The organism is Rhodopirellula baltica SH 1 (genome assembly GCF_000196115.1).
GTDB classification, from domain to species: Bacteria; Planctomycetota; Planctomycetia; order Pirellulales; family Pirellulaceae; genus Rhodopirellula; species Rhodopirellula baltica.
Window position 1 is genome coordinate 6,260,716 of record NC_005027.1, and the last position, 13,739, is coordinate 6,274,454.

At 54.2% G+C, this 13,739-nt stretch carries 9 protein-coding genes and 2 tRNA genes; 9 read left to right on the forward strand and 2 right to left on the reverse strand.

Features of this window, described 5'->3' with window-relative positions:
• Positions 1–62 precede the first annotated feature (62 nt).
• The 3 genes from RB_RS24195 to RB_RS24205 all read left to right on the forward strand — a co-directional run bounded on the left by RB_RS24195 (position 63) and on the right by RB_RS24205 (position 1,612).
• Positions 63–135: transfer RNA gene (locus tag RB_RS24195), tRNA-Cys, on the forward strand.
• A gap of 109 nt (positions 136–244) precedes the next feature.
• A tRNA-Lys gene (locus tag RB_RS24200) sits at positions 245–317 on the forward strand.
• Between the two features lie 122 nt (positions 318–439).
• The gene (locus RB_RS24205; protein WP_164922445.1) at positions 440–1,612 is read left to right on the forward strand and encodes a tyrosine-type recombinase/integrase; all 1,173 of its coding nucleotides are present in this window, start codon (positions 440–442) and stop codon (positions 1,610–1,612) included.
• A 468-nt stretch (positions 1,613–2,080) separates the two neighbouring features.
• Here the strand turns inward: RB_RS24205 and RB_RS24210 are convergent, their stop codons facing one another.
• Positions 2,081–2,941 carry a GIY-YIG nuclease family protein gene (locus RB_RS24210; RefSeq protein WP_164922446.1) on the reverse strand — a complete coding sequence of 287 codons (861 nt, stop codon included), beginning with the start codon at positions 2,939–2,941 and terminating at the stop codon, positions 2,081–2,083.
• Between the two features lie 171 nt (positions 2,942–3,112).
• On the opposite strand from RB_RS24210, the gene RB_RS24215 reads away from it, so the two are divergent.
• From RB_RS24215 to RB_RS24230, 4 genes are read left to right on the forward strand one after another with little or no spacing between them, the layout of a single operon-like run.
• A complete protein-coding gene (locus RB_RS24215; RefSeq protein ID WP_164922447.1) occupies positions 3,113–4,651 on the forward strand; it encodes a type I restriction-modification system subunit M in 1,539 nt (512 codons plus the stop codon).
• Positions 4,648–5,829: a restriction endonuclease subunit S gene (locus RB_RS24220; protein ID WP_011123347.1), complete on the forward strand. Its 1,182-nt coding sequence runs from the start codon at positions 4,648–4,650 to the stop codon at positions 5,827–5,829. The genes RB_RS24215 and RB_RS24220 overlap by 4 nt, the downstream gene beginning before the upstream one ends.
• 22 nt (positions 5,830–5,851) lie before the next feature.
• Positions 5,852–9,265, forward strand: a complete 3,414-nt coding sequence (locus tag RB_RS24225; RefSeq protein WP_011123348.1) for a DEAD/DEAH box helicase family protein — start codon at positions 5,852–5,854, stop codon at positions 9,263–9,265.
• Between the two features lie 17 nt (positions 9,266–9,282).
• Complete coding sequence (locus RB_RS24230; RefSeq protein ID WP_011123349.1) at positions 9,283–10,329, forward strand: Shedu anti-phage system protein SduA domain-containing protein; 1,047 nt, start codon at positions 9,283–9,285, stop codon at positions 10,327–10,329.
• 132 nt (positions 10,330–10,461) lie between these two features.
• Here RB_RS24230 and RB_RS24235 read toward each other — a convergent pair whose 3' ends face one another.
• Entirely contained in the window at positions 10,462–11,973 is a 1,512-nt protein-coding gene (locus RB_RS24235) for a YecA family protein (protein ID WP_011123350.1), read from the reverse strand.
• 1,076 nt (positions 11,974–13,049) lie between these two features.
• Between RB_RS24235 and RB_RS24240 the strand changes: the two genes are divergently transcribed.
• Together RB_RS24240 and RB_RS24245 are read left to right on the forward strand one after the other, a co-directional pair.
• On the forward strand, positions 13,050–13,325 hold the full coding sequence (locus RB_RS24240; protein WP_164922448.1) for a helix-turn-helix transcriptional regulator: 276 nt from the start codon (positions 13,050–13,052) through the stop codon (positions 13,323–13,325).
• Between the two features lie 23 nt (positions 13,326–13,348).
• On the forward strand, positions 13,349–13,651 hold the full coding sequence (locus RB_RS24245; protein WP_164922449.1) for a DUF1580 domain-containing protein: 303 nt from the start codon (positions 13,349–13,351) through the stop codon (positions 13,649–13,651).
• Positions 13,652–13,739 lie beyond the last annotated feature (88 nt).

Genomic DNA, 13,739 nt, shown 5'->3' on the forward strand with positions numbered 1-13,739 from the left:
GGGTTTCCTAACTTGCTCAGCTTGTGCAACAGTCAGTCTTTGACCGGCTCGACGCACGTGAAGGCGACGTGGCCAAGTGGCTAAGGCGAAGGATTGCAAATCCTTTATTCGTGGGTTCGAATCCCACCGTCGCCTCTGATGATTGCCGGATGCTTTTGGATCGCGACCCATTTTCAATGGGCCGAAACAGAGCTACCATCATCAACCAAATGAGTGAGATCAGGCGACACGCCGTCTCACCATCGCCCTTGTAGCTCAGTTGGTAGAGCAACGGACTCTTAATCCGTGGGTCCTAGGTTCGAGCCCTAGCGGGGGCATTGAGGCTAAAACGACGTGATTAGCGGACTTTCCGCGACCTGCCGAATGTCGGCAGAGCACGCTTTCAACGAACGGCCAAGCGGGAACTTTCCCGTTTGGCTCAACCATGAAAGGTGCTGTCATGCCCAAACTCACTCAAGCCTTGCCTCAATACCGCAAGCATTCTAGCGGCCAAGCTCGTGTAACCATCAATGGACGCGACTATTTGCTCGGCCCGTACGGTACGAAAGCCAGCCGCACGATGTACGACCGCGTCATCGCGGAGTATCTCGCGTCTGGACGAAGTTCTTCCTTCGGCGTCCGGGATAGCTCAATCACGCTCGCGATGCTGATGGTTGACTACGCTCGGTTCGCGAAAGCCTATTACGGAACCGGCAAGAACTCCGAGTGGCATCGAATCAAGTATGCCATTCGCCCGATCAAGAGCTATTACGCATCCCTTCCGGCTTGTGAGTTTGGCCCCAGTCACTTCAAGGTTGTCCGAGAGTCGATGATCAATGATGGGTGGGCAAGGACCAACATCAACGCGAATATGAAGCGGATTGTCCGGATGATGAAATGGGCTGCCGCCGAGGGGAAACTTCCTGCCAGCGTTTTTGAAACGCTTCGATTGATTCCCGGTCTCAAGAAAGGAAGGACAGAGGCCAGGGAGAGTGAGCCGGTCCAACCTGTCGATCCAATCGTGGTGCAGAAAACCCTGCCTCACTTGCCGGACGTTGTCGCTGATATGGTTCGGATCCAGGAACTGGCCGGATGCCGTCCAGGTGAGGTGTGTAAGCTCACTCCGTCAATGATCGATCGAAGCGGTGAAGTCTGGCTCGCCTCGATCGAAGATCACAAGACGGCTCACCACGGACACCGACGAAGCTTCCCGCTTGGCCCCAAGGCACAAGCGATTTTGCTGCCCTACCTGGATCGCGGTCCCAACGAGTGTCTGTTTCGTCCGGTGGATACGGACAAACGCCGTCGTGCCGCTGCGAGCCGGGCCCGCACAACTCCGAAGTCGTGTGGGAACCGCAAAGGAACCAATCGCAAACGGAATCCCAAACGAAAGCCAGGAGTCGCCTACACGACCTCTACCTATGGAAAAGCAATCGGTAGGGCGGCGAAGAAAGCAAAGGTCGATCACTGGTCACCGAATCAACTTCGCCACAGTCGAGCGACTGTCATTCGCAAAGAGTTTGGGCTGGAAGCCGCTCAGGTTGTTCTAGGGCACAAGTCCGCGGATATCACCCAGACGTACGCTGAGCGAGACGCAGCCTTGGCATTCGAGGTTGCCCGAAAGATCGGCTGATCTTGTTTCAGCTTGAGGACAACACGAAGGGCTCTTGATCAGAGTCCTTCGTGGGATGGGCTACCTGTAGCTCTCAACCACTGATGGATGGAATGGGTGAGTCGGACAAGTCTATTGCGAGTGATCAAGCAGTTTGTCTGTCAGAAAATTCTTGCCCCGAGACCGTGACCTGTCCCCCTGGCGGTTCCAGTGGTCCGGCAATCTGAATTGCAAGAACATTCTCTTTGCTATGTTCGGCTGAACGACGCAATGAAAATGTCGGGACGACGGAGTCTTGCAGCCGAGCGATCAACACCTGTTAACCACCGGAGTTCGAACCGCAATTGCTATGGAACCTGAACCACAAGAGTCCCAGTCGCAAACGGGAGTTACGTGACCGACGCTCGTTCTAGCTGCACTCCACCGTGTGAGCGACGAATTGGTGTGGGGGCTTGCTAGGTAGGACCTAAGTTGGATCCACGACGGGAGTTAAGTGTCATCGATCTCGTTGGTTTCTCGGTGGATCTCGCTCAGCGTCGCACCGGATAAGTCCTTCCATTCCGTCCACCCGTTCGCGCTAGCACCGAGCACGACTGAGCTGGGAGAAGGGAAAAGGTAGTCCTGAAGGTAGAAGTAGTTTCCGTGACGCTCTTCAAGGATTCCCGACTCGATCATCTTCTGACGTTGTGAATGGACTGAATCCGGCGCCGACGCCGTGAACTCGGTTCGTGATCGGCTTCCCTGACGGACAACGAATCCATCCTCTACCAATTCGCCGGTCGCATCGCATCCTCGTGAGCGGATGAAGAATCGAGACGTTGGGCCAGCTGTCTTCGAGACTGGTTCGAACACCGGGTACCCGAGAGTCGAGACAAGGGTGCTGATGGTTTCGAACACGTCGAGCAATTCGGCTTCCATCGGCTCAGGGACGTAGATTGACGTCTCCGGTACCTGCCCATTGTCCAGTGAGAAACGATTCACCTCCTTGGCCTTCTGCATGCAATGCCATTCCAAATAGCGTATGTGAGCCTGCGTGAAGTTCTGCGTTTTCGACACGCAAAAGACCGCTGTCTTCCAGAATGTTTTCGTCTTGTTGTGGCTGTCAAATCGCTTTCGGGCATCCTCAGTCTGCCCAACGTAGACAATTGGTTTTGCGCCCTCCTCGTCTTCACCGAAAAGGAAATAGACTCTCGGTAAAGTGAGTTCTTGCCGCGACTTCCCCTGGGCGAGATCGCTACGAGGAATCAGCACGGCCTGCACGATTCGGGTGGTGATTTCGGCGATCCGGATTCCACGTGGTTCACCGGTGGGCAAGTAGATCTGAATCGTTTTCGCGGTCGGTGATGTCATTCTGTCCCTCTGGTTGCTGCCGACCTCCAGCATATTGCGGGGGTCCGAATTTTGATAGGCTGTCGCCCCTTCGGCTCGATCTGGAAACGGCTGCGTCCACGCTGTGGGGATCCGTTACGGTGCGGGACCGTCGAAGAGACAACAACAACGAGTTCCGCATGGAGAAGCGAATTGATCACGGGTGAAATCAAGAGCAAGGTCGACAGGCTCTGGGACGCGTTTTGGACGGGCGGGATCTCGAATCCGCTGGAGGTGATGGAGCAAATCACGTATCTGCTGTTCATCAAACGCCTCGACGATCTGCATACGCTCGAAGAAAACAAAGCCAACCGCACCAAGAAGCCGATGGAAAATCGGATCTTCCCCGAGGGCAAGGACGAAAAGAAACGCTCCTACGAAGACCTCCGCTGGTCGCGGTTCAAACACTTCGAGCCCAAGGAAATGTTCGATGTGGTCAACGAGCACGTCTTTCCGTTTCTGCGAACGCTCGGTGGTGACGGATCGACGTACACCAAGCACATGAAAGACGCTCGGTTCACGATCCCCACACCGGCGCTGCTGGCCCGAGTCGTGGACATGATCGACCAAGTGCCGATGGAGGATCGGGACACCAAGGGCGATCTGTACGAATACATGCTGGGCAAGATCGCCTCAGCGGGACAGAACGGGCAATTCCGAACGCCGCGTCACATCATCGAATTGATGGTGGAACTGACCGTACCGACGCCGACCGACGTGATCTGCGATCCGGCTTGCGGAACGGCTGGGTTCTTGGTCGTGGCGGGTGAGTACCTGCGTGAAAAACATCCCGAAGTCCTCCGCGATGCCAAGCTGAAAAAGCACTTTCATGGCGACATGTTCCACGGCTTCGACTTCGACAGCACGATGCTGCGGATCGGCAGCATGAACATGCTGCTGCACGGCGTGGAGAATCCCGACATCGTCTACCGCGACTCGTTGGCTCAGGAACACGGTGCGGAGGAAGAACGCTACTCGCTGGTGCTGGCCAATCCTCCGTTCGCTGGCTCGCTGGATTACGAGAGCTGTGCCAAGGACTTGTTGCAAATCGTCAAGACGAAGAAGACCGAGCTGCTGTTTCTGACGCTGTTCCTGCGGTTGCTCAAGCCCGGTGGCCGCGCGGCGATCATCGTCCCCGACGGCGTGTTGTTCGGATCGTCGAAGGCCCACAAGACGCTGCGGAAGATGTTGGTCGAGGATCAGAAGCTGGACGGGATCATCTCGATGCCCGGCGGCGTGTTCAAGCCGTATGCGGGCGTCTCGACGGCGATCGTGTTGTTCACCAAGACCAACTCGGGCGGCACCAAGCACGTTTGGTTCTACGACATGCAGGCCGATGGCAAGTCGCTGGACGACAAGCGAACCGAGTTGTTACCACCGGAAAAGCAAGGCCCAGCGCCGACGGCGAAGCTGACGGGGGACGAGCACGCCAAGAACAACTTGCCCGACATTTTGCAACGATGGAGCAAGCGGGACAAGTCCGAGCGAAAGAACGAGCGAACGGCGCAGAGCTTTTGCGTGCCGAAGTCGGACATCGTCGAGCAAGGTTACGACTTGTCGATCAACCGTTACAAGGAAGTCGTCCACGAAGAAGTCGACCATCGCCCCCCGCAAGCGATTCTGGATGAGTTGGAAAGCATCGAGACAGAGATCACCCAAGGCATGAAGCAACTGCGGGGGATGCTGAAGTGAAATCTCATGAAACCCCGGCGGGCTGGTCTTTGACAAAGCTCTCCGAAATTTGCGATCCGAATGCACCAATCATGTACGGCATCCTTCAGCCAGGTCCAGTAATCCTGGATGGCGTTCCTTACGTTCGCCCTAGTGAAATTGATCCTGACCGCATCCGTCTTGAAGACATAAAACGAACGACACCGGAAATTGCAGAACGCTATCGCAGATCGACTCTTCAAACCGAGGACTTGCTCATCACAATTGTCGGCACGTTGGGACGAATCGCGGTTGTACCGCCCGAGTTGAATGGTGCGAACATAACGCAGTCGTCAGCACGTATCCGACTAAACCGAAAAACAGCAAATCTCCGATACATTCGACAGTTGCTTCGCTCGCCAATTGCAATAAGGCAGTACGACTTTCACCGACTTGGGACTGGTGTCCCCCGACTAAACATCCATCATGTGCGTGATTTGCAGATTCCCCTTCCGCCGCTTTCGGAGCAGAAGCGGATCGCGGAGATCTTGGATCGGGCGGAGGCGTTGCGAGCCAAGCGTCGCGCCGCCCTCGCCCTCCTCGACGAACTCACCCAATCCATCTTCCTCGACATGTTCGGCGATCCGGTGAGTAATCCCAAGGGCTGGCCGGTGGAGTCGCTTTCAGACCTGGGGAAAATAACAACGGGTGGAACTCCATCGAGCAAAAAGGAAGGCATGTTTGGAGGAACAGTTCCGTTCGTGACTCCGGGCGACTTGGAATCAGACGAATTACCCAAGCGAACTTTAAGTGACCACGGCGCAAGCGAGGCCAAGACTGTTCCGGCTGGAGCGACGTTCGTGTGCTGTATTGGCGCGACCATCGGGAAAATGGGGCAGGCATCTGTGCGAAGCGCTTTTAACCAGCAGCTCAACGCTATCGAATGGTCGAACAGCGTCAATGATGATTTTGGACTGGGTGTGTTGCGGTTCTTCAAGAAACTGATCGCAACATGGGGTGCATCAACTACGCTTCCAATCCTAAAAAAGTCTTCTTTTGAAAAGATTGAGATTCCTGTTCCTCCCATCGAGTCTCAAGCGATCTACGCAGACCGCAAATCCGAGATTGAACAATTGAGAAGTCTTCACCGCAATTCGCTTAGCGAGCTAGACCAACTCTTCGCCTCCCTCCAACACCGGGCGTTTCGAGGGGAACTATGATGACGGAAAACGAGGGCACGCGATGAGCAACTTTGACTTCCTCACCTCCGAATGGAAGGACATCCACGAAGCGGCCAGCAAAGCCGAGTCGGCGGCGATCCCCGATCCTCGCACCTCCTGCTTCTACGCTCGCCGTACGTTGGAGCTTGCCGCACGTTGGGCTTACAAGTTCGACCGGGCTTTGAAACTGCCGTACCAAGACAACTTGTCGGCGCTGATTCACGAACCCACGTTCAAGCAGACCGCTGGCGATGCGGTCTTCAACAAAGCGAAGCTGATCAACAAGCGGGGCAATGATGCGGTTCACAGCCACCGAGACGTTTCCGAAGCGGACGCGGTTTCGACGGTTCAGGAACTGTTCCACTTCTGCTACTGGTTCGCCCGACTTTACGCCCGTCGCAATCGGCCTGATCCCGCGCTGACATTCGATCCGGCGATCTTGCCGACGACCGCGATCCCGAAACAAACGCTCAACCAACTGAAATTGCTTGAGACCCAACTGAAGGAGAAAGACGAGAAACTCTCCGTCTTGTTGGCCGACAAGGACAAGCTCGATGCCGAGATCAAGCTGCTTCGCACGGAAGTGGCCAAGGCGAAAAAGGCTGCCGAGAAGATTCAGGACGATCACGATTACAACGAAGCCGAAACCCGAGATCGCTGGATCGACGAACTGCTGAAAGAATCCGGCTGGCCGCTGGATCAAAAGCGTGATCTTGAGTTCCCCGTGACGGGGATGCCCAACACCAAGGGCGAAGGCTTTGTCGATTACGTGCTGTGGGGCGACGATGGCAAGCCGCTGGCGGTGGTCGAGGCCAAACGGACACGACGCGATCCAAGAGCCGGGGAACAGCAAGCAAAGCTGTATGCCGATTGTCTGGAAGCGATTTATGGACAGCGACCGATCATTTTCTACACCAACGGCTACGAACATTGGATCTGGGACGATGCGATGTACGCGCCGCGCCGGGTTCAGGGGTTCTACAAGAAAGCGGAGTTGGAACTGCTGATCCTCAGGCGAAGTAGTCGCCGCGATTTGGCTTCGGCGACGATCGACGACACGATTGTGGAACGCTATTACCAAACCCGCGCGATCCGACGAATCGGCGAGTCGTTTGAAAAAGACAACGAACGGAAGTCGCTGCTGGTGATGGCAACGGGCAGCGGAAAGACCCGAACCGTGATCGCTCTGTGCGATTTGCTGATCCGATGCAATTGGGCGAAGCGTGTCCTGTTTCTGGCCGACCGCGTGGCGCTGGTCAATCAGGCGACCAATGCGTTCAAGGCATTCTTGCCGGATTCGTCACCGGTGAATCTGGTGACGGAAAAGGATTCCGAGGGACGGGTCTACCTTTCGACTTACCCGACCATGATGGGCTTGATCGACGAAGCAAAAGACGGGCAACGTCGCTTTGGTGTTGGGCATTTCGATCTCGTTGTGATCGATGAAGCCCACCGGAGTGTGTACCAGAAGTACGGAGCGATCTTCGACTACTTCGATTCGCTGCTGGTTGGACTGACCGCCACCCCGAAAGACGAGATCGACAAGAACACGTACGGCTTGTTCGATCTGGAAACCGGCGTGCCTACCGATGCATACGATCTGGACGAAGCGGTCGCGGACAAGTTTCTAGTTCCTCCGAAAGCGGTGTCGGTGCCGCTGAAGTTTGAACGCGAGGGGATCAAGTACGACGATTTATCCGAAGAGGACAAGGACGAGTGGGATGCCAAGGAGTGGGACGAAGACGTTGTAAGGAAGGGAGAAGTCGATTCGTCAGCGGTCAACAAGTGGCTGTTCAACGAGGACACTGTCGACAAGGTGCTGGAACACTTGATGACGCGCGGCCAGTACGTCGCGGGCGGTGATTTGCTGGGGAAGACGATCATCTTCGCCAAGAATCAGGGTCACGCCGATTTCATCAAAGAGCGTTTCGACATCAACTACCCGCACTACAAGGGCGAGTTTGCCCGGATCATCACGTTCAAGACCGAGTACGCCCAAACGGTGATCGACAGTTTTTCCAACAAGGACAAGCTGCCTCAGATCGCGATCTCCGTCGACATGCTAGACACCGGCATCGACGTGCCCGAGGTGCTGAACCTCGTATTCTTCAAGTTGGTCCGATCCAAGACAAAGTTCTGGCAGATGGTCGGTCGGGGAACACGGCTGTGTCCCGATCTGTTTGGTCCGGGACAGGACAAAGAGTTCTTCTACATCTTTGATTACTGCCAGAATCTCGAATACTTCAGCCAGAATCCGGCTGGTTCGGCTGGTTCAACTGCGGAATCCCTGTCGACACGTTTGTTCAAGCGACGGTTGGAGTTGATCCGTTTTCTGGACGGAAAAGAGTTACCTGCAACCGCCGAAGCGATCAGTGAAGCGGATGCCGGATACGAAGCCGATCCAACTTCAGAGACTCAGGTGCGGGCATTGGCGGCACGATTCCTGCATCGGCAGGTCGCATCGATGAACCTCGAAAACTTCCTCGTTCGCGCCCATCGCCGCTCGGTTGAAAAGTTCGCCAAGAAGGAAGCTTGGGAACAGCTCAAAGAAGCCGAGATCCAGGAGCTTGCCGACGAGGTCGCCCCGCTTCCCACACAGATGGAGCGAGAATCGGAAGAGGCGAAGCGTTTTGATCTGTTGTTGCTGAACCTGCAGCTGTCGCTTCTCAATAAAGAGCCTGCCTACGAACGGCTTCGTCAGCAAGTCGTCGCCATCGCCGGACTGCTGGAAGAGAAGCACACCATTCCCATGGTGAATCAGCAAATGATCCACATCGAGGCAATCCAAACGGAGGAGTGGTGGGCGGATGTCACCCTTCCAATGCTGGAAGTCATTCGTCGTCGATTGCGTGATTTGGTGCAGTTCATCGAGAAGGCAAAACGCAAGCCGGTGTACACCAACTTTGACGACATGCTTGGGGACGAGGTCGAGGTCGGCCTGGATGAGTTTGTTGGCACCGACACGTTTGAGCGTTTCCGCAGCAAGGCTCAAGCGTTCCTACGCGAGCATCTGGGCATCGACGCGGTTCGCAAACTACGCACGAACGAAACGCTCACAAAAGCCGATCTCGACGATCTGGAGCGAATCCTCCTCGACAACGAAATTGGCAATCACGAATACATTGAACAGGCAAAGCAAGAAAGCGAAGGCTTCGGAGTCTTCGTGCGCTCGCTGGTTGGAATCGATCGCGAGGTAGCCAAGCGGTTGTTCGGCGAGTTTTTGCAGGGCAGCGTCTACAACGCGAACCAAATCGAATTCATCAACCTGATCGTGAACCAATTGGTGGATCACGGGATCGTCGATGCGTCGCTCTTGTACGAATCACCTTTCACCGACATCTCGCCCCAAGGACCGGACGCAATCTTCACCAGCGAAGAGGTCGACAAGATCATGCAACTGCTAGATGACATCAAGGCTTCGGCGATTGCTGCGTAGCACGGAACCCACTTCAAATGCAAATTATCTACATTCACCCTGGCATCGAAAAATATGTTCGCGATTTGGGGTATTCCGAGGATGCGGTAGCGAAAACGATTGCTGAACCGAGTTCGCAGGAGTCAGTGGATTTTACGCAGGTTCCTGACCGATACCGGAGGCAACAAGGAGAAGTTTGTAGCCTCCGATACTTCGGAAGCGAGGTTGTTTGCGTGACCTACAACATTGTTGGCGGAGCTTACGAGATTTGCGATTTCTTTTGTCTGCCGCGTAAGGATTTGCCAGATGGTGATATCCCCTGCAGTCTCGCTCGCACGGTTTTCTACGAAAGGTTTGCCCCCTCGATTCTTGAATGGATTCCAGTTCCAGATTTGCCAAGGGTTTTGGGGCGTGCGAGAGGAAAAGCCCTGGAATATCTTTTGGAATTCCGCGCTGCGAAATCGAAGGATGTGCTGAAACTTCCTGTCATCAAGGCGATCAAGGCTCCGCATTTAGAACCAAGAAGCCAACGCGAGAAGAAACGAGGGTATGCAGACATTCTTGAAGGATACTGCGATGAGTTCCGAGACCTCATCGAGAAGTCTCCGAAGGAGGAGACGATTCATCAATGGCTAGCCAACCCTCAGCACATGATCTTCTTCGGGACTGATGCTGAGATGGTCTGGAGCAAAATCAAATTTGGAACGTCGTTCGTATCTGACTTCATCGTCAAGAGGGATGAGCTTCCGTACCTGATGATTGAGATCGAGGATACGTCGAAGTTGTTCAATAATGACGGGAAACGCAGCAAGAGATACAAAGACGCTATTGATCAGGTCCAGGACTGGATGGGGTGGCTGGCAAGGGGAAATATCAACACCTTCAAAGACGAAAACCCTGAGATGGAGCTCTTCACCTCGCCACACGGGCTCGTTGTGATGGGGCGGCAGTCGAACAGCAACTCCAAGAAGGATGTGCGAGATCGATGGGAGCAAGACAAATCCAAAGCCAATCCTCAAGTGCTCAATTACGACGAAGTGATTTCACGCGTTCGAAAGTTCGCTTCGCGACTTCGGAAAAGCTAGTGCTACCCGCGTTTTTTGATCTGTCGCCAACGCACTACGGTGGGAGACGCCGAAATCGGCCGTCGGCGTGTTGTAGATTCAGCAAATTTATAGGCGTCAAGACGCTCTGAGCGAACCTCGCTTGGAGCTCGATCATCGATCGCCAATATCAGTCCTGACGCGAGGTCGACAGCACTTCTTGAACTTCCGTCCGCTTCCGCATGGACACAAGGCATTGCGGGGAACACATCCCTTGTGTCGCGGGCTTGTTCTGACTCTTGATCTTTCGGACAAGCTATCCATTGCTGTTCTCGGTGGCAGACCTAGTGCATCCCGAATTTTTCTCAGTTCATGAGGCTGAGTCGCGGGACCCGTCTCTTGATCGATCGTGGCAACGTCGAATGTTCGATGCTGCTCATCGCCAGCTTCAGTGGCGATTCCGACTGCTCTCTTGATGCTTGGGTTCTCGGTCAAGATCAGCATCGTATAGCTCTTTAAGTGCAATTGGCGTTCTTCACGATACACCTCGGGTGAGGCATGTACTCTCGGAAAGTAGGTGAAGACGTATGCCACTCCTTCTTGGCTGGGGGATTTGACAACTCGCGTGTTTGCAACTCCGTCAGTGCATTGCTTCCATCGCTCCATCATCCGAAAGACGAGTTCGATCCGCGATCTCCTCGGCTCTAAGGCCATCGTACGGAGTATGACTTCGTTCTCTTCCACTGTCTGTGGACTCACCTCAACGAGAGAACCGTCAAATGCGTGAAAGGCGAATTGATTGATGATTCGGTCCCATACTTCGCTGCCTTTGCACGCTGCCCGATATACGTGATAGCTTTCGTCTCGCAGCAATTCACTCCAACCCCCGTCTGCGATCTCCAAAGACGTGTCCGGTGAAAGCCCATTGATGAACGGTGTCCGATGATCTGAGTTCCTGATCTCGCTGAGGAACATGGCGAGAAGATTCTCCTCGCCGTAAATTCGCCCGACTTTTCTTTGGCGAAACAGCCCCTCTTTGAATTTTAGATACTCTAGAAAGTCACAAATGGTACTGAGATGCGTCAGCATCTTAGGAAGTGTTACATCGTCGAAGATGTGGATCATTCGGTCGTGATTGAAGTGTTGTTGAACAACGAACGGATCAGGAAGGTTGTCAGGCGAAGTTGCCGCACCGGCATCCATCGGAGCTTCCAGCGTCAGGCTTCCTCGGCGGCTGCCTGCACCCTTGCACGCATCTCGAGCGCCCATCGCCAATATGCAGTGGTGAAAACGTATTTGATCACGCCTGTCAATATTCACCGGCAGCTTGCGATCCAATTTTCGGTCAATGAATAGTCGATCAGGATGTTGGCGGATCCAACGCTCCGCACCTAAAGATTGTTTAATCGATTCCGATACGGCTCGCCTGTACCATCGCAGCCAAGCGCAGGAAATGTCTGATGATGGATCAAGGATGCAGCTTTTGTCCGAGAAGATAATCACGTCGCGTCCGCAAACCACGAGCAGATCACAGACTTCTTTGGGCCCACCCTGATCGCGGAACGGATTGGCAAAACTCCAGAACCCTAGGAATGTGCTTTCCGCGAGCTTGCTTAGTCTCCTTTCGCTTGGCGTTGTCCCGCTCGACTTCCTGATATGCATATGGAAATTCTTCTTGAGGAACACGCATTGATGGGCGTGAAGACCCGCTGGATGACTATTTGGTTCGCAGAAAGTAGTTTGACCTGTTTGTGCGCCTGATCAAGTAAGGCACCACCGGCAATTTGAAGTCGACAAAGTTTGCACTCAATCTTGTATGCGAGTCGCTTCTTTGAAATCAGGATTTAACACAGCCTGTCTTCTTTCTGAATGGATCATTTCTGCATTCCTGCCGTACCAGATTCTGAACACTTGATCAGAGTAGTGGGGAATTTCCCCACGATGAGTAAGGAAGGAAACAACAGTTCGGCTCGACCTACTGTCGAGTCATCGAGTCGATGCGTGAAGCTGTTTGTTTCTTTGGGCGAGGCCCGATTCAGGGTGGGGAATTTCCCCACTTGGTAGCTTGAACGCGACATCGATCGTTATCGTCACGCATGTGTTTCGGCGAGCAGCAGGCATGCGACGCAGTGTGTCTTCGATTCAACGCACGTAACGGGGTGGGGAAATTCCCCACTTCGTATGCGAGTGCCCACCCGCCTCAATCTCGGAATCATTCGGGGGGAGGAAGATGGCGGCTTGGCGTGCCGAGGAAACGGCCAGCCTTAACAGATGCTCCTGCGGCGAATTCCGAATCGAAAATTGTTGCGGGATAAGGGGATTCAACCCGTTTCATCCGAAAAATGGTTGCATGTCGCGTCAGTTGTTGCCGTGATTGCCCGCTCCAATTAACTGGGGTCTGTTCGTTTCGGCGACTTCCCTGGATGCCATTGAGCGACCCTGATTCGCATCGGGTCACGAGCAAGTTGATGAATTAGACAAATGGAGAACGCATCGGTCTCCGTTACGAAAAACGGTGTCTGCGGTTGCTGGCAACAGCCCTGTCTGACTGTGGAATTCCAAGCCGTGGGGCGTCAAGCAAACTCTGCTTGTGGTGATCGATCGCTCTGGTTGATGCCACAAAAAATTCGAGAACCCACACCGTGATCAACGTTGCACGGGGCTGAACGGGGCTTCGAATTCATCGGTGGACTTGCGTTCCAAAAAAGGTTGTTGCTTCGGAGTTGCGCTACGCGAGAAATTGCCGTTTTCGACGATCACTCATGATCGATCGTGACTCAATTTTACTCGTTTTAGGAGTTTGTGCCGTGAAGAAGCACAACCCAACAAACATGGATCGTCTTCTCAAAATCATGCTTTCTGAGAAGGAAGTCGCGCAAAAGCTGAATGTCAGCCAGAGCACGGTGAAGCGACTTTGCAAAAAGTTCGGCTTTCCCACGCCCGTCTGGGTTGGTTCGCAAAAGCGTTGGCTTGAGGAGATGGTGGATCAGTGGATCGCTAAGCAGGCGGCGCTTCAAAATCGCAAGCTCGGAGCTTAGTAGTGGTTGCAGCCAACCAGTCTATGAAAGGCATCAGCCGGGGCAAGCAACTCTTGCCTCTGGTTGATGCCGTCTATCAGGAAACTGGGCGTCGCCCAGCTCTCTCGACTGTTCTCCGGTGGTCGCAGAAGCCCAACCGTCATGGATGTAGGCTTCAAACTTGGAGGGTTGGCGGACGTCGGCTCACCACCGTCGAAGCAGTCCGTGATTACATCGACGCAACGACTGCTGCAGCAGACCCAGGTTTGCTGCCGGTTGCGACGAACCAGCAAATGACGAGTGCACACAAACGTGCGATGGAACAACTTGAAAAGGAGGGGATCTAGTGAATACGGTGGACACATGGAATGAGGGGGAATCCCAAACCTTCGAATCCTGCGTTATTGAGCAGCTCGGGGAAGGGGACGGTGATGG